This is a genomic window from Allomuricauda sp. ARW1Y1 (genome assembly GCF_013407935.1).
GTDB lineage: Bacteria > Bacteroidota > Bacteroidia > Flavobacteriales > Flavobacteriaceae > Flagellimonas.
Map to the genome: position 1 here is coordinate 401118 of NZ_JACBZU010000001.1, position 19294 is coordinate 420411.

Here is a 19294-nt window from a genome sequence, read left to right on the forward strand (position 1 = left end):
CCGGTACTGGCTTTTTAAAAAGCAATTTTCAATCCATTTCATTCTTTTGTTTTAATTACTTTTTTCAATGCGAACACCCCCTGATAATGGGGGTGTTTTGTTTTCAATTCTTATGACCATTTACAGCCTAAACCAGTTGTTCCTTTCCTTTTTTGATAAGCCCCCTATAAATGGAATTTGAGAACTCTCTCAGCAATTCATTTGGAACCTCGTGTCTAAAATCATGAGTGGCGATCAAATCATCCGCACCCTTGTAAAATACCTCCATTAAATCATCTTCCTGTATGTCGCTGGGGACGTTGGCAAACAAGATTTTCAATAATTGGGAGTACGAACATAGGTAGTTATCAGCATCCAAACCAATATCCGAAATTTTTGCATAGAACACATAACTCATCAGATGGCTACCTATAACCTTTAAAGCGTCCTCGTGGGCCATTTTTAGGACCATAGCACCCGGTTCAAATTTGGTATTGTCCAGGGCCACCATAGCGTCATAAATCCTTTCAGCGGCCAATTTATACTTTCCGTTTTCCACTTTGGCATTTTCCGTAAAGGCGTTGGAATATTTACAATAGGACTCCTGGGGAAGTTCCATAAAGTCAATGTTGAAAAGTGCCTCAAAAACATCGTAACTGGGATAAAACTCCTGCATATCGCTATCGAGCAATTTGCTTAAGCTATCACAAAGGACTTGTTGCCTAACAATGCTTTCCAAAATTTTTACTGCATTTTCTTTGGTGATTTGTGTTTTCATGTTTGTATAAATTAGATTAATAGATTCTTACTAGGTTTTCGGCTTTGAAACATCTAAAGGCTAATTTTTCCATATCGTAGTAGCTTACTACCTTGGGATTGGGTTTTCTTAACCCTTTAACGTCCCCTAAAAATTTGCTTTCCAATGTTCCGTAAGCGTAACGGATTGAGCCATCCACTTTTTCAAAGGCAAACTTTACGGTTCCCTTTACCATTGCCTTTTTTAATCTGTAAATCTGCCATGCCTTCACTAGACATATTGCAAATGCTTTACCCGTGCTACGGGCAATTTCGTGGGCCCTTCTGAATACTTGTGTTCTAAATGATTCCATGGTTGTATTTATTTGATTGTTGTAGCTGAAAAATGTACGTTGGTCCAAACCCCGTTATTCATTCTGTGGGTAAACTCATTGAAGTTTTTGGCGGGTTTAATAATGTATTTATTACCAACGGTAACAAAGCCAAACCCAGCTCCTAGAGCCTCGAAGGCCAAAACCGCCTTACCAAAGCCCTTTAAAGTGTTAAAGGTGTATTTACGGACGCCTTTCGATGTGATAAGTGTCATTGTTATCGTTTTACCCATCAACCATTCTTTATGGTTTCTCATTTCTGTTTTAAAGGTCGCTGCATCCATGATTAATGTTTAACTTTAATTTTATGTGTCAAATATAAGTTTTAATTTAATATTATACAAGTTTAAATTAAATTTTAACATATATTATTAAAGTTTAAGTATAATTGTTATCTTTGGACGTATAATTTAGTTTTATGGATATTTTGAATTTGAAACCCTTAATGGACGGCAAAGGATTGACGGGGAAGGATTTTGCGGAAGAGCTTGGTATATCGCCGGTGGCCTTATCTAATATAATGCAGGGCAACAGTTTCCCCAGGGCCAATGTATTGATGAAGATGGCCGATATTTTAAATGTAGAGGTACGGGATCTATTTAAATCTAGTAAAGGAGGAAAAGAACTTTATGGGTTCATAGAGTATGACGGAACGGTCCACACTATTAAAAGTGTAACGGATTTGGAAGCTGTATTATCTAAAGTAAAAGAGCTAAACTAAATGGACTGTTCTACAATTATAAACACGGTGGGATTGGCTTTTGATATTGCCGGGGTTGTTCTTTTATTTTATTACGAGCCTCCAAAAGAAACTCATGCCCTATTATTACAATCTGCACCATCAAAGGAACGGCGTGAAAAAACTAAAAATTTAAAACGGAAGTTTTCTGGGTTGGCATTAGTACTGCTTATAATTGGTTTCTTGCTTCAAATAGTTTCTAATTTCGTATAAATAAAAGGTGTCCCACTCCTAGTAAAGTGGGACAAACCACATAAAAACAACCGTAAACCCCTTTAATATCAGGGGTTTTTATTTTTTAAAGGTGTCCCAATAATGGGACGTTGTGTTAGTCTTTTGATGCTATGGGACAAAAATTATAGTTTTATAAAAAGTCATTACAAACCTTAATTTAGAATAAGGCTAGATCATAATGAATTAAATTTGTTTAATAAATCAAAAACAAAAAAGCCCCGTTAATAAGGGGCTATGATTTAATCTTTGCTCCTCCACCATTTGGAGGTTTGAGATGGGAAAATTAAAGTGTGCGGCTTCTCATTAGAGTACGGCTTTAATAAATTACCATCGGAAAGGGAGTTAGTTTAGCGGCTGGCTCCCTTTTTCATTATCCAAAGTTAATAATATAATCCTAATTAAAATTAAGTTATAAACAGGGCAAAAAAGCGATGTTTTAAGGCAAAAAAAGACACTGATGTTGTATACAAAAAAATAAAGCCTTGACTTTCAATAAGTTAAGGCTTTTTTCGTGGTCCCACCTGGGCTCGAACCAGGGACCACCTGATTATGAGTCAGGTGCTCTAACCAACTGAGCTATAGGACCGCATTTTGCGGATGCAATATTAGTGTTTATTTTTCTACAGCGCAAGATTTTCCCGCTAGCCCTCTTTTATTTCTTGGCATAGCTCCACCAAAACGCCATTCGTACCCTTGGGGTGCAAAAAAGCCACCAGCTTGTTGTCAGCCCCTTTCTTGGGCGTTTCGTTCAAGACCACAAAGCCTTCACCCTTCAATCGCTCCAGTTCCGATACAATATCCTCCACCGCAAAAGCAATATGATGAATGCCTTCCCCTTTTTTCTCCACAAACTTGGCAATGGGGCTATCGGGTTTTGTGGCCTCCAACAATTCAATTTTATTGGGGCCCGATTTAAAGAAGGAAGTCTTTACCCCTTCCGAGGCCACTTCTTCCACTTTATAGTGCGGTACACCAAAAAGTTTGGCAAACAGGGCGTTGGAAGCCTCCAAATCCTTTACGGCGATTCCGATGTGTTCAATTTTGTCCATAGAAGTATCCATAGCTTTAAAATACGCAGCTTTTTTCAAAATTACGCACTGTAAATGGTTAATCCTGTGACGTTAGTCATTAATTCGCTTATTTTTGCAGTATGGAGGAAACACAAAGACAGAAAAAAATAGCGGGAATCATTCAAAAAGATTTGGCCGATATCCTGCAACGTGCCGCTACCGACGGTGGTCTTAAGGGAACTTTGATCTCTGTGTCCAAGGTTTCCGTCACCGTGGACTTGTCCTTGGCCAAAGTATATGTCAGCATTTTTCCGAACAAAGGCGCAAAGGAGCTGTTGGCAGGTATCAAAGAAAGCCAGGTGGCCATCCGTTATGAACTGGCGCAACGTACCAAACACCAATTACGGCGGGTGCCGGAACTGAATTTTTATCTGGACGATTCGCTGGAGTACATCGAAAAAATCGAGAAATCCCTGAAGCGAGAGGAAAACCCTATCGAGAACAGGGACCTGCTCGACAAACGCAAGAAATCCTAATTTTGAACTTTCCCCTGTATATCGCAAAGCGCTACTTGCGTTCCAAAAGCAGCCAGAATGCGGTGAACATCATCAATTTCATCACTTTTTTGGTAATTGTGATCGGTTCTGCGGCGCTTTTTATCGTGCTTTCCGCTTTTGCAGGGCTACGGACCTTCAGCCTTTCCTTTTCCAACACCTTTGATCCCGATTTAAAGGCTTCGCCGACCCTCGGGAAACATTTTACCGTGTCAGCGGATGAAGAATCGGCCCTTGCCAATATCGAGGGACTGTCCAATTATTCCAAAGAATTGGAAGAGCGGGCCTACCTTACCTATAAAGAGAAAAGTACCATTGCCTACATTAAAGGAGTGGATGAGCATTACCGAGCGGTTACCGGGGTCGACAGTACCCTGATTTTTGGGAATTGGGGTTCGGATGTCTATAATGGCGTCATCGGTATCGGTATCTATAATTTGCTGGGCGTTCCGATGAACAACCGAACCGCGATGGAGGTCCTGGTGCCCAAACCTGGCGAAGGGTCCTTTTCCCAACAAGGCCTCAATGCCAAACCGTATGATGATTTGGCCCTAGTGGTAAGCGGGGTGTATGCCGTGGAAGAAAGCTTGGATAAAAAGTATGTGTTTGCCCAACTCCCCATTGTGCAAGAGCTGCTGCAAAAGGACTCTACCGAGGTTTCCGGCATCAATTTTAAATTGATGGAAAAGGCCTCTGCGGATGATGTCCGAAGTGCCATAATGGAAGTCTTGGGCGATAAGGTGTCCGTTTTAACGCGTAGAGAGCAAAATACCTCACTATATCGGATGCTGAACACCGAAAATTTAGCTACCTATTTGATTTTTACCTTGGTGTTGATCATTGCCCTTTTTAATGTGGTCGGTGCCATTATAATGATGATTTTGGACAAACAACAGAACTCCAAAACACTGTACAGCTTGGGAACCACCATTAAAGAACTACGGCGCATCTATTTTATCCAAGGCATCTTGGTCACTTCCTTTGGTGGATTGATCGGGGTGTTGATCGGTATGTTGCTGATCGGTTCCCAATTGGCATTCGGATGGTTAAAGATTACACCTACCCTGGCTTATCCCGTAGAATTCAATATTATCAATATCTTGATTGTTATCGGAACGATTATGGTATTGGGCTTTATCTCCTCAAAAATCGCGAGCAGCCGAATCAACGAAAAATTGATTTCCGCTTAAGCGAACTGGAAATCGCCGAACTTCTCCTCTACCTCATCAAAAGCAGCGAAAACATCGGCAGCATCATCACTGGTCACCATTTTCATGCGGTATTCCTTAAAGTGTGGTATGCCCTTAAAATAATTGGTGTAGTGCCTACGGGTTTCAAAAACGCCTAGTTTTTCCCCTTTCCAGTCAATGGCCATCTGTAAGTGCCTACGGGCGGCATCCACCCTTTCCTGCATGGAGGGAGGTGCCAAATGCTCTCCTGTTTTAAAGTAGTGTTTCACCTCATTAAAGAACCATGGGTAACCGATACTTGCCCTGCCGATCATGGCTCCGTCCAGTCCAAATTCGTCCCGCATTTTCACTGCTGCTTCTGGCGTATCCACATCCCCGTTGCCAAATACTGGAATGTGCATACGTTGGTTGTTCTTCACCTCGGCAATGGGTTTCCAGTCGGCTTCGCCCTTGTACATCTGCACACGGGTACGTCCGTGAATGGAAATGGCCTGTATCCCAACGTCCTGTAAGCGCTCTGCGACCTCAACAATTTTAATGGAACTGTTGTCCCATCCCAATCGCGTTTTTACGGTAACGGGCAATTTGGTTCGCTTTACAATTTCTTCGGTGAGTTTGACCATCAAAGGAATGTCGCGCAAAATACCGGCCCCTGCATTTTTACAGACCACCTTTTTTACGGGACAGCCAAAATTGATGTCGATGATGTCGGGGTTTGATTTTTCCACAATATCCACCGCCTGAAGCATCGAATCCAATTCAGCACCAAAAATTTGGATACCTACCGGCCGCTCTTTTTCGTAAATGTCGAGCTTAATGACACTTTTGGCGGCGTCCCTGATCAATCCTTCCGAAGAGATAAACTCCGTATACACCACATCGGCACCCTGCTCCTTGCACAGTTTTCGAAAAGGAGGGTCGCTCACATCTTCCATGGGAGCTAGAAGAAGCGGAAAATCAGGTAGTTCTATGTTTCCAATTTTTGGCAAATCCTTTGTTTTTTGGACTGCAAAAGTACAAAATAGGCGGCAAATCCAAACTTAGTTCTGCGATTGCAGTCGGTCGCGTTCGTTTTTATCGATACCTCTTTGGTTATCCTCCAACCTAAAGTTCCCAAAATTATAGGTGAATCCAAAACGGATGAACTGTGTTTCGGGGCGTCTACGATAAAAATTGTCCTGATTCAGGTATTGCGAACGATAGGTGGGCACATACTGCTCCAAGATATCCTCTGCGGCAAGTGAAAGCACTATCTTATTGTCAAACAAGGTCTTGCGAAGGCCAAGCGTCAAATTAAACTGCTCATCGGACACGTAAGAGCCAAAGAGAAATTGCGATACATAGGTGGCGGCGACTTCCCCGGTAAAAGTTCCATCTTTGGAAAGGGTCAAGTAATTGCCCAAATAAGCGTAGACCCCATTCACCTCGTTGGTGAAGGGTACATTGCCGCTTTCCTCGGCCAAAAACGTTTCCTCTTCGTGAAACAACGAAGTATAGGCGTACAGGAACCACGGATTCAAAATGGACTTGCTCAAGGTAAAATCCAATCCGTAGGATTTACTTTCCAGTACGTTCTGTTTCAACTCTACCAAGGTTTGGTTCTCATTGTCCTGAAATACCAGATAGGCTATGTTCCGGCCATTATCGCGATAGTATACATCAAAGAAGTACTCACTGTTGAGCGTGTAGTTGAAATTGAAGTTATTGCTAAAACTTGGCCTCAAACCCGGATTTCCTTCCTCAAAGTCGTTCTCGTTGTAAAAAAATCGGAAAGGATTCAGGTCGTTGTACTTGGGTCGGTTAATATTTCTTCCATAATCAAAGGAAAAGCTATGCTTATCCGATGGCGAGTAAAGCACATACAAAGAAGGGAAGGGCTCAAAAAAGTCCTGCGTATTTACCTGATCTAAGGTCTCGGAAATACCTTCGGCCTGTGTCAACTCACCGCGCACACCCAATTTCATGGACCATTTTTCCCAGTTCTTCACAAAGCTCAAATACGCAGCGTAGACTTTCTCGTCGTAGGTATACTCATCGGAGAGGGAGGCATCCACCGTATTGCTAGAACCGTTGAAATTGAAAAAATCGAGCTTGTTTTCGGAATATATCGATGAATATTTCACTCCCGATTCAAAAGAGGCATTTCCGATGGGCGTAGCGTAGTCGATTTGACCTGTAAAAATTTGAATGTTTTGGTCGGTTTCCGAATCAAAACCAAAATCCCTTAAAAAAGTGCCATCAGCATCAAAATAATCGGAGGCCAATCGTTGGAACGTCTCCCCGTTAAAATAGGTGTAGTGACCGTTGGCCCGAATTTGCGCACCGGGCTTTTTGAGTTTGTGCACGTAAGTAAGGTCAAAAGCCAAGTTGGTGTTATCCATATTGGCGTTGTTTTGGGTGGTAAAGGTGGAATCCAACTCAGCCTGCGCATTGCTGATTTCGTTCCTGAGCAGGGTTTGTTGCTCTTGGTCCAGATTGAACAACAGGTTGGAGGTCAGATTGAGACTATTGCGGTCATCAAAATCATAATCGAGGATAAAACTGGCATTTTGCGACTGCGAGCGGTCCGTTTGATTGTAATCTGTGTCCCAAAAGGAGAAAATCGAATTGGTATCATCGATAAAATTGATGCCCTTTTTGGTTTTATTGACCTCTTTTTTGGGGTTGATGGTGTAATTGGCAAACAGATTGAGTTTATCTGTTTTGTAATAATGACTCGTTCCTATACTGTACTTTGGGAATACCGCCTGGGTGAAGGTTCCATTTACACTGCCCTTATAGCCGGGAACAATGTTTTTGCTAGTGACAATGTTCAAAATCGGTCCACCCTCGGCATCATAGCGGGCGGGTGGATTGGCTATCACTTCCACCGACTTGATGTTGGTTCCCGAAAGCCCTTGCAGCAGATCCTGTACCTCCTGACCTGATAGCTGCACCTTTCTATCGTTGAGGTAGACCGTGGCATTTTGGCCGCGTATCATCAAATTATCCTGATTGACGATAACACCCGGAGTATTTTTAAGGATATCCCATGAGGTTCCCTGCGAAACTACCGTGTTTTCCACCGTAAAGACCAGTCTGTCCGGCAATCGTTGGAGTTTGGGGCGCTGAGCCGTGACCACTACCTCATCCAATTCATTAGTCTCCATGGGAATGATCAAAGCGCCGAGGGATACGTCCTTTTTAATGTCCAATGCTCTGGGTTCGGAGCCCCTGCCCACATAACTCGCTTGCAGCAGATACAGGTTGGGCTCGACTTGCAAAAGCTCAAAAAAGCCTTCCTCATTGGCCGAACTTCCTTGAACAAAGGTGGAATCCGTAGCCTTTAACAGCAAAATATTGGCGTAAGGTATTACCTGGTTCTGCTCGTCCACCACCTTTCCGGTAATCTTAAAGGTTTGGCCATAAGCGCCACCTAAGGATAGGAGCACCCATATAAGTACGGTGGTGAGGTTCTTCATTAGAGGTTTGGGTTGAACCTCAAATCTAAGAAATTATTTTTGAGCGAAATAGCCCCTTATTTTCTTATTGATAAAAAACCCTTTATGGGTATGTAAAACAATTATATTTGCAGTTGATAAAATCCCTTTTTTAGGGTATCTTATTATTGTTATGGAGAAGATCAGGAATTTTTGCATCATTGCACATATTGACCACGGTAAAAGTACCTTGGCCGACCGTTTGTTGGATTTTACCGGCTCGGTGACCGAACGCGAGAAACAGGACCAATTGCTCGACAGCATGGACCTGGAACGCGAACGTGGAATAACCATTAAGAGCCACGCCATTCAAATGGATTACGAGCACAACGGTGAAAAGTATGTGCTCAACCTGATCGACACTCCCGGACACGTTGATTTCTCATACGAAGTGTCACGTTCCATTGCGGCCTGCGAAGGAGCGCTTTTGGTGGTAGATGCCGCCCAGAGTATTCAGGCTCAGACGATTTCCAACCTATATTTGGCGCTGGAAAACGACTTGGAGATTATCCCCGTACTCAATAAAGTGGACCTTCCCAGCGCAAACCCAGAGGAAGTTACCGATGATATTGTGGACCTTTTGGGCTGCAAGCCTGAAGAGGTGATTCCAGCCAGTGCCAAAACAGGGTTGGGTATTGAAGAAATATTAACTGCGATCATCGACCGTATTCCCCCACCAAAAGGGAACCGTGACGAGCCGTTGCAGGCCCTTGTTTTTGATTCCGTGTATAATCCTTTTAGAGGAGTGGAAACCTATTTTAGGGTAGTAAACGGAGAAATCACCAAAGGCCAAAAAATTAAATTCGTCGCTACAGGAAGATCCTACGAAGCGGACGAAATTGGTACCCTAAAACTGACCCAGCATCCCAAAAACAAGATTTCGACAGGGGATGTGGGCTATTTGATCACCGGTATAAAAGATGCACGCGAGGTAAAAGTGGGTGATACCATCACCGATTCGGCCAACCCCACCAAAAACCCCATCAGTGGTTTTGAGGATGTAAAGCCCATGGTTTTTGCTGGAATCTATCCAGTAGACACTGAAGATTTCGAGGATTTGCGGTCTTCCATGGAAAAATTACAGTTGAATGATGCTTCGCTGGTCTTTACCCCAGAAAGCAGTGCTGCTCTGGGCTTCGGTTTTCGTTGTGGATTCTTGGGCATGTTGCATATGGAGATCATCCAAGAGCGTTTGGAACGTGAGTTCGATATGACCGTGATCACTACGGTGCCCAACGTAAGCTACCACGCCTACACCACCAAAGGTGATGAAAAACCCATTATCGTTAACAATCCCTCCGATCTACCGGACCCATCGACCATTGACCGGGTAGAGGAGCCCTATATAAAGGCGACCATTATCACCAAGGCCGACTTTGTGGGCAATGTGATGTCACTTTGCATTGAAAAGCGTGGACAAATCGTTAACCAGACCTATTTGACCACAGAGCGTGTCGAGTTGATCTTTGATATGCCCTTGGCTGAAATCGTTTTTGATTTTTATGACCGCTTGAAGACCGTTTCCAAAGGATATGCTTCTTTTGACTATTCGCCCATTGGCATGCGCACCTCCAAATTGGTGCGGGTGGACATCCTGCTGAATGCGCAACCCGTCGACGCGCTTTCTGCATTGGTTCACTTTGACAATGCCTATCACATTGGTAAAAAGATGTGCGAAAAACTAAAGGAACTCATCCCAAGACAACAGTTCGATATTCCGATCCAGGCCGCCATCGGTTCCAAGATCATTTCAAGGGAAACCATCAAAGCCTTGAGAAAGGATGTAACGGCCAAGTGTTACGGTGGAGATATATCGCGTAAACGTAAGCTTTTGGAGAAGCAGAAAAAGGGTAAAAAGAGGATGCGCCAAGTAGGCAATGTGGAAATACCACAGCAAGCCTTTATGGCCGTTCTTAAATTGAACGATTAATCCTCCTCTGTAGGCTCTTCTGCCTCTTCTTCGTCATTTTCCAATATTTTGCCTAGGTACACCAGCTTGTAGCCTTCCCCTTTGGGTGTAAAGTCCTTGCTGTTTGCAGGGATAATCTCGATACTGCCATCAGGGGATTTGGTAAATAAGGGCACAATATCGCGGTCTTCGTACGTAATATCGATAAGCTTGTCGTAATGTTCTTTGTCCTCCAGTTCGATTTCGTGGATGGTAGGATGCTTGCGAACCGTGTCCATTAACTGGATAAAATCGTCCGTGTGGGAAAACAGTCCCTCCTTCGGATTGTTATCAGGATCGTTTACCTCCTCAGTGTTCACCAAGCGGAAAGCTCCATTTTCACCAAATTGCCTTTGGAATTTTTTGATGGCAAATTTGTTGATGTCCGAATTGCCGGTCAATGCCATCAAATAACCCATATCGTTCAGTTCGATGTTATCCGTTAGCGTATCGGAAAAAATATTGGCCGTTATGGCTTCCAAGCCCAGTTTTTTGGCCTTGTCCACATTGTTTTGGTTGTTGTCTATCAACACCACGTGCCTGTTGTTCTTTCTAAGGTAGTTCCCTATCAATCTCGAGAGTCTGGAAGCACCGATAATCAATATACCTTCGGACTTCTTCAGAAACACTCCCACTAATTTTGCGAATACACGGGCGGTGGTCGCATTCAACAGTACCGTTCCCAACACGATCATGAATACCAAAGGGGTAATATATTCGGCTCCGGGTTCGCCCCGTTGCATCAGTTTTGAACCAAAAAGGGAAGCAATACCGGCCGCAACGATTCCTCGAGGCCCTACCCAACCGATAAAGAGTTTTTCGTTGAACTTTAAATTGGACCCTTGCGAACTCAGGAACACCCCTATGGGCCTTATGAGAAAAACAATGACCGCAAAAAGGATGACTGTGTTCCAATTGTAGATCAACTCCATATCACTGATGTTGATATTGGCCGCCAGCAGGATAAAAAGGATGGAAATCAAAAGTACGCTCAATGATTCCTTAAAATAAAGCAATTCTTTTAGGTTCGGCAGGTTCATATTGCCCATCACCATACCCATGACCACAACGGCCAATAGTCCCGATTCGTGCGCAAACAGGTCCGATTCCACATACACCAATAGTACTGTTGACAGGGAAACCACGTTCAGCAAATAATGCGGAATAAAATCCCTTTTGATGGCAAAGGCCAACGCATGCGCAAAGGTGAATCCGAAGGTGGTCCCAAAAAGGATGATCTTTCCAAACTCCACCAAAGCGGTCTGGGTAAAGGCCTGCCCCTCTCCCACACTAATAAACTCAAAAACCAATACCGCAACCAACGCTCCGATAGGGTCGATTAGGATACCTTCCCACTTTAAAACGGCAGAGACATCCTTCTTTAAGGGAATGTTCCTTAAAATCGGGGTAATTACCGTCGGGCCGGTTACAATGATCAGACCGGAGAACAAAAAGGAAATCTGCCATGAGAGGCCAAAAATATAATGGGCCGCAACACCGGCGCCAAAAAAGGTAACGATGGTACCAACGGTAATCAGCTTGGTGATCACGGGCCCCACATTGGATATTTCAGCTCTCTTGAGCGTTAGGCCACCTTCAAAAAGGATGACGCTAATGGCCAACGAAACAAAGGAATAGAGCCCTTCCCCGGGAAACAGGCCTTTTTCACCGTTCCAGATAGGTTCTATCAATTTTGATCCGTCTTCGGTATATAGGGTGGCAATAGGCCCTACCAACAAACCAATCAATATCAAGGGCAAAATTGCGGGCAATTTAAATCGCCAGGCCACCCATTGTGCAATAATTCCAAGAATTATGATTCCTGCAAGTTCGAGCATGGTCTAAGTTTTGTGGAAATTTACTGTTTTTCTTTTAGATATGGCCACTTTACCCAACGCTCTACTGTTTCCCTTCACCAATCGCTTGATCGTTTTGGGAACGACATTCATTTTTGGCCTTTACTGGTCGCTTTTTTGTTAAATTACGGCCAATATATCTTTATTTTTTCGGCATTTGGGGCGTGCTTTTCTTATTTTGCAGCCCATTTTACTTTCAGAATGACAATTTATCCCATTGAGACCGGTAATTTTAAGTTGGATGGCGGAGCCATGTTCGGTGTGGTGCCCAAATCCATTTGGAACAGGACCAATCCTGCCGACCAAAACAATATGATCGATTTGGCCGCCCGCTGCCTTTTGATTGAGGATGGGGACCGACTTATTTTGATCGACAACGGTCTTGGGAACAAACAATCGGACAAGTTTTTTAGCTATTACTATCTCTGGGGAGATCATACATTGGACAGATCTTTGGAAAAAGCGGGCTTCCACCGTGATGATGTCACCGATGTTTTTTTGACCCACCTGCACTTTGACCACTGTGGGGGCAGTATCCAATGGAACAAAGACCGAACAGGCTACGAACCTGCTTTTAAAAATGCCAAGTTTTGGACCAACAAGGACCACTGGGAATGGGCCACCAAGCCCAACGCCCGTGAAAAGGCCTCTTTTTTAAAAGAGAACCTTTTGCCCATGCAAGAGAGCGGCCAGCTCCATTTTGTGGACCGAAATGATGGTTCATTCCTAGAAAAATCCGAACTTGGTTTTGGCATCCACTTTGTGGATGGGCATACCGATAAGCAAATGTTGCCCCACCTCCAATACCAAGGTAAAACCCTTGTGTTTGTCGCCGATTTGATTCCAACCGTCGGTCACATTCCCCTACCCTACGTCATGGGCTACGATACCCGGCCATTATTGACACTGGAGGAGAAAAGCCGTTTTTTGAATCAAGCTGTTGAAAATGACTGGTTGTTGCTTTTTGAGCACGATGCCCACAATCAAATCTGCTCCTTGCAGCAAACAGAAAAGGGGGCGCGCCTCGATCGGGTCTTTACTTATCAAGAATTATTCAATACACCATAACTCTTTTTTATTCCAAAACAATTTATGAATTGCACATATAACAAACTATCGTTCCTTTCGCTTTCTGCGGCCCTTGTTTTGATGGGTTGTGGATCAACCACATTGGTTTCCACCCCTGTGGAGAACATCGATGCCGTTCCTTTAAAGGTTTCAGAACTTACCGAAGCAGAAAAAAAGCATTGGGGACACCTAGACCTTATCCAAGACACCATTCCCGGAATGAGCGTGGACAGGGCCTACAATGAAATCATCAAAAACAAAAAAGGAAAAACCGTAGTGGTCGCCGTTCTGGATTCAGGGATGGATTTGGACCACGAAGATCTAAAGGGTGTGCTTTGGACCAATTCCGATGAAATTCCCAACAACGGGAAGGACGACGACGGCAATGGTTATGTGGACGATATTCACGGCTATAATTTTCTTGGGGATTCCTATAATGAGCAATTGGAATATGTGCGTATGCTTCGCCTGAACATTGGTGATGCCTCACAAAGAGCCGAAGCGAGGCTTCTTTTGGATAAGAAATACCCTGAAGCCCTTCAAAACAAGCAGCAATACGAACAAATTTTTCAAGTGGTCAAAGGGGCCGACCAACTCGTTCAAGACGAACTTGGTAAAGAAACCTATACCAAGGAAGATTTACTTTCCATTGAACCCAAGACCGCCCAAATGGAGCAAAGTGTTGCCGTGTTGACACAAATGTTTACCTATGGAGATAGTATTTCCGAAGTATTGGAAGAACTTGAGGAAGGAATTACCTATTTTACCGAGCAGGTCAACTATAATCTGAACAAGGACTTTAACGGTAGGGCTCCTGTGGGCGATGACCCTTACGACATTACCGATGTGCCCTATGGCAACGGAAACCCGGACAACCAAGTAGAAAGCGAAAGCCATGGTACGCATGTAGCGGGTATAATTGCCGCACAGCGAAACAACGGAATTGGTGTAAACGGCGTCGCCAAAAATGTGGAACTCATGAGTATTCGTGCGGTGCCAAACGGGGACGAATACGATAAGGATATCGCTTTGGGTATCCGATACGCGGTGGACAATGGAGCTTCCATCATCAATTGTAGTTTTGGAAAATCCTTCTCCCCAAAAGCAGAATGGGTCTATGAGGCCATCAAATATGCAGCCTCCAAGGACGTATTGATTGTTCATGCAGCTGGTAACGATGGAGAGGACCTGGAGCTTCCGGAAAACAGAAATTATCCCAATGATGACATGGACACCGAAACTGAGTTTGTGGACAATTTGATTACCGTAGGTGCCTTGACCAGTAGTTATGGTTCCGAAATGATCGCTTCTTTTTCCAATTATGGCAGTCAACGGGTGGACGTTTTTGCCCCTGGAGCAGAAATTTATTCCACCATGCCCAACAGTGCATACGAATTTCAAGGAGGGACTTCCATGGCAGCACCTGCCGTGGCAGGTGTCGCGGCGTTGATTCGCTCGTACTATCCCGACCTGTCGGCATCACAAGTAAAAAACATTATCATGGAATCCGGTCTAAGGACCAAAACCTCCGTAATTGTGTCCGGTGACGAAACCAAAGCCACCACTTTTGATAAAATTTCCAAATCGGGCAAAATGGTGAATGCCTACAATGCCTTAATTTTAGCAAACAACGTCTCAAACGGCAAAATGACCTTGGACAGTAATTCAAAATAATTTATGAAACGTTTACGAGTATTTCTTTTTTCAGCCCTTTTAGGGAGCAGTCTTTTTTTGAGTGCCCAAAATACGGGCTACTGGCAACAACATGTAGATTACACCATGGATGTGAACATGGATGTGGAAACCTATCAATACACCGGGAACCAAAAATTGGTCTACACCAATAACTCCCCTGATCAATTGGACCGTGTTTTCTATCATTTGTACTACAATGCCTTTCAGCCTGGTAGTGAAATGGACATTAGGCTGCAAAACATCAAAGATCCCGATAAAAGAATGATGGAAGATGGCAAAAGTAGAATTGCTTCGCTTTCCGAAAGTGAAATGGGCTACTTGCACGCTACATCCCTTACCCAAGATGGCCAGCCTGTTACTTTTACGGAAGAAGGGACGATTTTGGTAGTGAATTTGGCACAACCCATTCCTCCCGGTGGAAAAACCACTTTTGATATGACTTTTGAAGGTCAGGTTCCGCTGCAAATCAGACGTTCTGGAAGAAACAGCAGGGAAAACGTAGCGCTATCCATGAGCCAATGGTATCCCAAACTTTCCGAATATGATTTTGAGGGGTGGCATCCCAACCCATACATTGCTCGCGAGTTCCATGGGGTTTGGGGCGATTTTGATGTCAAAATTACTTTGGACAAGGACTACACGGTTGGAGGTTCTGGATATCTTCAGAATCCACAAGAAATCGGTCACGGGTACGAAGCGCCCGGCACCAAGGTGAAGACCAAAGGAAAAACATTGACCTGGCACTTTAAAGCGCCCAACGTCCATGACTTTATGTGGGCGGCCGACCCAGAGTACATTCACGACACGTACGAAATGGAAGATGGCCCAACTCTACATTTCTTTTACAAGGACAATCCAGAATTCAACGAAAACTGGAAAAAACTTCAGCCCAAAACAGCTGCGGCCATGAAATTTTTTAGCGACAACGTCGGGAAGTACCCCTACGAACAATATTCTGTGGTTCAAGGAGGCGATGGCGGTATGGAATATGCCATGAGCACCTTGATCACCGGTGAACGCGAATTTGGCAGCTTGGTCGGGGTAATGGTGCACGAAATGGCGCACTCTTGGTTCCAGCATGTACTGGCTACCAACGAATCTGAGCACGAATGGATGGATGAGGGTTTCACCTCTTTTATCAGCAGCTTGTGTATGAACCAGATTATGGAGCAGAACAAGGAGAACCCTTTTGAAGGCTCCTACAGAGGTTACTACGCTTTGGTAAATTCTGGCCTGGAAATGCCACAAGCGACCCACGCGGACAGGTATACCACCAACTTCGCTTACGGTGTTTCAGCCTACAGCAAAGGATCCATTTTTCTTTCGCAATTGGGCTATGTTATTGGGCAGGACAAGCTTATGGAAACCATTCAAAAGTACTTTGAGGATTTCAAGTTCAAGCACCCTGTGCCCAACGACATCAAAAGGACCGCAGAAAAAGTATCCGGAATGGAGCTTAACTGGTACCTTAAAGATTGGACCCAGACCACCAATACCATCGATTACGGAATCAAAAGTGTGGAGGCTGATGGAGAACACACCAAAGTGACCATGGAGCGCATTGGCGAAATGCCCATGCCCTTGGATATTTTGGTAGTGGGCAAGGACGGCACCCAACAAACCTATTACGTTCCCTTGCGCATGATGTTCGGGGAAAAAGACAACCCATACCCTAATTTAAAGCGCACTATTTTGGAGGATTGGCCTTGGGCGTATCCCACTTATGAATTTACCTTGGACATGCCGCTGGAGAACGTGCAGGCCATTATGATAGACCCATCCCAGTTGATGGCCGATGTTAATGGAGAAAACAACGTTTACCAAGCTGAGGAATAGCCCTCACGAATGGAAGAATCTTGAAGGGCGGCCATTGTGCCGCCCTTTTTTTATCTATCATGAACAACTGTCTCCTTGAGGGGACCTTAGGGGTGTTACTTGAACAATTATTCTTGATATATTTGGGTTCGTTCGTATGAAAAACAAGATTATTCCATATAATCCCAAGTTAAAAGAATTTGCAAGGCAACTGCGTAAAAACAGTACGCTCTCCGAGGTCCTTCTTTGGGAAAAACTAAAGCAACGTTCAATAGGGGTTCAATTTCATCGACAGGTTCCTTTACTTGAGTATATTGTTGATTTTTATTGCCACGAATTACAGCTTGCCATAGAAATTGACGGGGTATCGCATGATTTCAAATATGACAAGGATCAACAAAGAGAACATCAACTAGAAAAAGTCGGCGTACATTTGCTCAGGTGGCAGGATCAGGAAGTTAAAAGCAATATGTTCAGTGTTTTGATGAGCATAAAAGAAACGATAGCTCAAATGCAATACAAAGACCCTAATTTGAATGCAGAAAAAACACCCCTAAACTCCCCTCAAGGGGACAATTCCTTTCCAAAAAAGGAGAAGCTCACCCATAAAACCGTTTTTGAAAAGCTTTTTTCCAAAGGAAAAACACTAAAGGAGTTTCCAATCAAACTAATATACCTCAACACCTCTTTTCCTGATGCTGTCCCGGTGAAGGTGGCCGTGGTCGCCCCAAAGAAAAAGTTTAAAAAAGCCGTGGAACGCAACCGTATCAAACGGCTGTTACGGGAGGCATACAGGCTCAACAAACCCCTCATTTTTAACAACATTGAGGGAAATTATGCGTTCATATTTTTATACCTTGGCAAGAAAGACCCCGATTTTGAGCAGGTCGAAATTGCTATGAAAACGCTGTTAAAGGCATTTGTAAACAAAGAATTCCATGAAAAGATTGATTAAGAAGCAGCTGTTGATTCCCGTGTTGGCCGTAGTCGTTTTGGTGGGTGCCAGCAGTTTTAAGAGTGACTTTTTTGAGATTGCCAAGCAAATAGAAATTTTTACAACGCTCTTTAAAGAGCTGAACATGAACTATGTGGACGAGACCAATCCAGCTGCGCTGATGGATTCCGCCATAAAGAATATGCTGGAAGAGCTAGATCCCTATACCCAGTTTTTAAACGAACAGGATGTGGAATCCTACCGTATCAATAATGCTGGTGAATATTCCGGTATTGGGGCCTTGGTACGGACCAGTGACAGAAAATTGGTTATCGTTGAAACCTATCAAGGCTATGCAGCAGACAAGGCTGGGCTAAAAGCCGGGGATGAAATCATTAAAATTGGGGAGACCAACGTTGCTGATTTTGACGACAACGCCGGGGAACTGCTCAAGGGAGCCAACAACTCCACGGTCGATGTTACATTTCTAAGACAGGGAAAAACCCAAACCGCCACAATCACCCGCGAAGGGGTTGAGGTCGATGCCGTGCCGTTTTATGACATGATCGACGAAAAAACAGGGTACATTGTGCTTTCCCGTTTTAATCGCAAGGCGTCCAAACAAACCCAATCCGCCATGCAAGACCTCAAGGGCAAAGGGGCAGAACGTTTGATTTTGGACCTTAGGGGCAATCCCGGAGGCCTGCTTTCGGAAGCTATTAATGTGACCAATCTTTTTGTGCCCAAAGGCGAATTGATCGTCACCACAAAATCCAAAGTCAAAAAATTTAATCAGGAATACCGAACCAAAAACCAGCCAGAGGATGAGGAAATTCCGTTGGTGGTATTGGTGGATGGCAAAAGTGCCTCGGCCAGTGAAATTGTTTCCGGTGGATTACAGGACTTGGACCGCGCTGTAATCGTGGGTGCGCAGAGTTTTGGAAAGGGACTGGTGCAACGCCCGTTAAAATTGACTTATGGAACACAATTGAAAGTAACCATCTCCAGGTATTATACGCCATCAGGAAGGTGCATACAATCCTTGGATTATTGGAATCGAGATAAAGAGGGCAATGCGGTTCGAAATACCGAGTTCAATGAGTTTACTACCAGAAATGGCCGAAAGGTCTGGGATGGCGGAGGCATCATGCCCGATGTGACCATCGAATCCCTTAAAACCAATTCCCTGATTGATGCTCTTGAAGATAATCAACTGGTTTTTGATTTTGCTACGGATTATTTCTATGCCCACGATTTCAATTCGGTGGACAATTTCCGTTTCTCCGGTAGCGATTATTCCGAATTCAAACGCTTTGTAAAATCGGAAAACTTCACCTTTCAGACCGAAACAGAAAAGATTTTGGAAGAATCCATCAATACGGACGATACGTTATTGGGCTCCGAAGTCCAGGAAAAGTACAAAGATCTACTCATAGCGGTTAACCGTGGTAAAATTTCGGCCTTGGACAGCTATCAAAAGGAAATCACCAAAAAGCTGGAGGACGAGATCATCACCCGATATTTTTATCGCGAAGGCCTTTACAAATATTATCTGGACCACGACGATGCCATCTTGACGGCCAAAGAACTCTTGGCCGACTCCCAAAAATATGCCAGTATTTTGAGGTAGTTTTTGTGAGGTTTTTGATAGCCTGAATTTTTCATC

17 protein-coding genes and 1 tRNA gene are annotated in these 19294 nt (G+C 44.0%); 10 read left to right on the forward strand and 8 right to left on the reverse strand.

Annotated features, from left to right (window positions below):
• Nucleotides 1–127 precede the first annotated feature (127 nt).
• Genes GGE08_RS01805 through GGE08_RS01815 form a run of 3 tightly spaced genes read right to left on the reverse strand, consistent with a single transcriptional unit; the run spans nucleotide 128 to nucleotide 1321 of the window.
• Nucleotides 128–757 (reverse strand): hypothetical protein, encoded by a 630-nt coding sequence (locus tag GGE08_RS01805; RefSeq protein ID WP_179383198.1) that lies wholly within the window; start codon nucleotides 755–757, stop codon nucleotides 128–130.
• A 16-nt stretch (nucleotides 758–773) separates the two neighbouring features.
• Nucleotides 774–1088 carry an SH3 beta-barrel fold-containing protein gene (locus GGE08_RS01810; RefSeq protein ID WP_179383199.1) on the reverse strand — a complete coding sequence of 105 codons (315 nt, stop codon included), beginning with the start codon at nucleotides 1086–1088 and terminating at the stop codon, nucleotides 774–776.
• An 8-nt stretch (nucleotides 1089–1096) separates the two neighbouring features.
• Complete coding sequence (locus GGE08_RS01815; RefSeq protein ID WP_179383200.1) at nucleotides 1097–1321, reverse strand: hypothetical protein; 225 nt, start codon at nucleotides 1319–1321, stop codon at nucleotides 1097–1099.
• 203 nt (nucleotides 1322–1524) lie between these two features.
• Here GGE08_RS01815 and GGE08_RS01820 point away from each other — a divergent pair, with 203 nt between their 5' ends.
• Nucleotides 1525–1827, forward strand: coding sequence for a helix-turn-helix domain-containing protein (locus GGE08_RS01820; RefSeq protein ID WP_179383201.1), 303 nt, complete (start codon nucleotides 1525–1527; stop codon nucleotides 1825–1827).
• A complete protein-coding gene (locus GGE08_RS01825; RefSeq protein ID WP_179383202.1) occupies nucleotides 1828–2058 on the forward strand; it encodes a hypothetical protein in 231 nt (76 codons plus the stop codon).
• Nucleotides 2059–2591: 533 nt separating this feature from the next.
• On the opposite strand, the gene GGE08_RS01830 is transcribed toward GGE08_RS01825, so the two are convergent.
• A tRNA-Ile gene (locus GGE08_RS01830) sits at nucleotides 2592–2665 on the reverse strand.
• 55 nt (nucleotides 2666–2720) lie between these two features.
• Nucleotides 2721–3128: a methylmalonyl-CoA epimerase gene (mce, locus tag GGE08_RS01835; protein WP_179383203.1), complete on the reverse strand. Its 408-nt coding sequence runs from the start codon at nucleotides 3126–3128 to the stop codon at nucleotides 2721–2723.
• 101 nt (nucleotides 3129–3229) lie between these two features.
• Between mce and rbfA the strand changes: the two genes are divergently transcribed.
• Both rbfA and GGE08_RS01845 read left to right on the forward strand, forming a co-directional pair.
• A complete protein-coding gene (gene rbfA / locus GGE08_RS01840) occupies nucleotides 3230–3625 on the forward strand; it encodes a 30S ribosome-binding factor RbfA (RefSeq protein ID WP_127140346.1) in 396 nt (131 codons plus the stop codon).
• A 2-nt stretch (nucleotides 3626–3627) separates the two neighbouring features.
• The gene (locus GGE08_RS01845) at nucleotides 3628–4833 is read left to right on the forward strand and encodes an ABC transporter permease (RefSeq protein WP_179383204.1); all 1206 of its coding nucleotides are present in this window, start codon (nucleotides 3628–3630) and stop codon (nucleotides 4831–4833) included.
• Here the strand turns inward: GGE08_RS01845 and dusB are convergent.
• Together dusB and GGE08_RS01855 are read right to left on the reverse strand one after the other, a co-directional pair.
• Entirely contained in the window at nucleotides 4830–5822 is a 993-nt protein-coding gene (gene dusB / locus GGE08_RS01850) for a tRNA dihydrouridine synthase DusB (RefSeq protein WP_179383205.1), read from the reverse strand. The genes GGE08_RS01845 and dusB overlap by 4 nt on opposite strands.
• A gap of 51 nt (nucleotides 5823–5873) precedes the next feature.
• On the reverse strand, nucleotides 5874–8294 hold the full coding sequence (locus GGE08_RS01855) for an outer membrane beta-barrel protein (RefSeq protein WP_179383206.1): 2421 nt from the start codon (nucleotides 8292–8294) through the stop codon (nucleotides 5874–5876).
• 151 nt (nucleotides 8295–8445) lie between these two features.
• Here GGE08_RS01855 and lepA point away from each other — a divergent pair, with 151 nt between their 5' ends.
• Nucleotides 8446–10242: a translation elongation factor 4 gene (lepA, locus tag GGE08_RS01860; protein WP_179383207.1), complete on the forward strand. Its 1797-nt coding sequence runs from the start codon at nucleotides 8446–8448 to the stop codon at nucleotides 10240–10242.
• Here the strand turns inward: lepA and GGE08_RS01865 are convergent.
• Nucleotides 10239–12098: a sodium:proton antiporter gene (locus tag GGE08_RS01865; protein ID WP_179383208.1), complete on the reverse strand. Its 1860-nt coding sequence runs from the start codon at nucleotides 12096–12098 to the stop codon at nucleotides 10239–10241. The two genes, lepA and GGE08_RS01865, sit on opposite strands and share 4 nt — an antisense overlap.
• Nucleotides 12099–12317: 219 nt before the next feature.
• On the opposite strand from GGE08_RS01865, the gene GGE08_RS01870 reads away from it, so the two are divergent.
• The 5 genes from GGE08_RS01870 to GGE08_RS01890 all read left to right on the forward strand — a co-directional run bounded on the left by GGE08_RS01870 (nucleotide 12318) and on the right by GGE08_RS01890 (nucleotide 19258).
• Nucleotides 12318–13184, forward strand: a complete 867-nt coding sequence (locus GGE08_RS01870; RefSeq protein WP_179383209.1) for an MBL fold metallo-hydrolase — start codon at nucleotides 12318–12320, stop codon at nucleotides 13182–13184.
• A gap of 24 nt (nucleotides 13185–13208) precedes the next feature.
• Nucleotides 13209–14858 carry a S8 family peptidase gene (locus tag GGE08_RS01875; protein ID WP_179383210.1) on the forward strand — a complete coding sequence of 550 codons (1650 nt, stop codon included), beginning with the start codon at nucleotides 13209–13211 and terminating at the stop codon, nucleotides 14856–14858.
• Nucleotides 14859–14861: 3 nt separating this feature from the next.
• Complete coding sequence (locus tag GGE08_RS01880; RefSeq protein WP_179383211.1) at nucleotides 14862–16715, forward strand: M1 family metallopeptidase; 1854 nt, start codon at nucleotides 14862–14864, stop codon at nucleotides 16713–16715.
• A 136-nt stretch (nucleotides 16716–16851) separates the two neighbouring features.
• The gene (gene rnpA / locus GGE08_RS16160; protein WP_179383212.1) at nucleotides 16852–17649 is read left to right on the forward strand and encodes a ribonuclease P protein component; all 798 of its coding nucleotides are present in this window, start codon (nucleotides 16852–16854) and stop codon (nucleotides 17647–17649) included.
• Nucleotides 17633–19258: a S41 family peptidase gene (locus GGE08_RS01890; protein ID WP_179383213.1), complete on the forward strand. Its 1626-nt coding sequence runs from the start codon at nucleotides 17633–17635 to the stop codon at nucleotides 19256–19258. Before rnpA ends, GGE08_RS01890 begins: the two co-directional genes overlap by 17 nt.
• Nucleotides 19259–19294 lie beyond the last annotated feature (36 nt).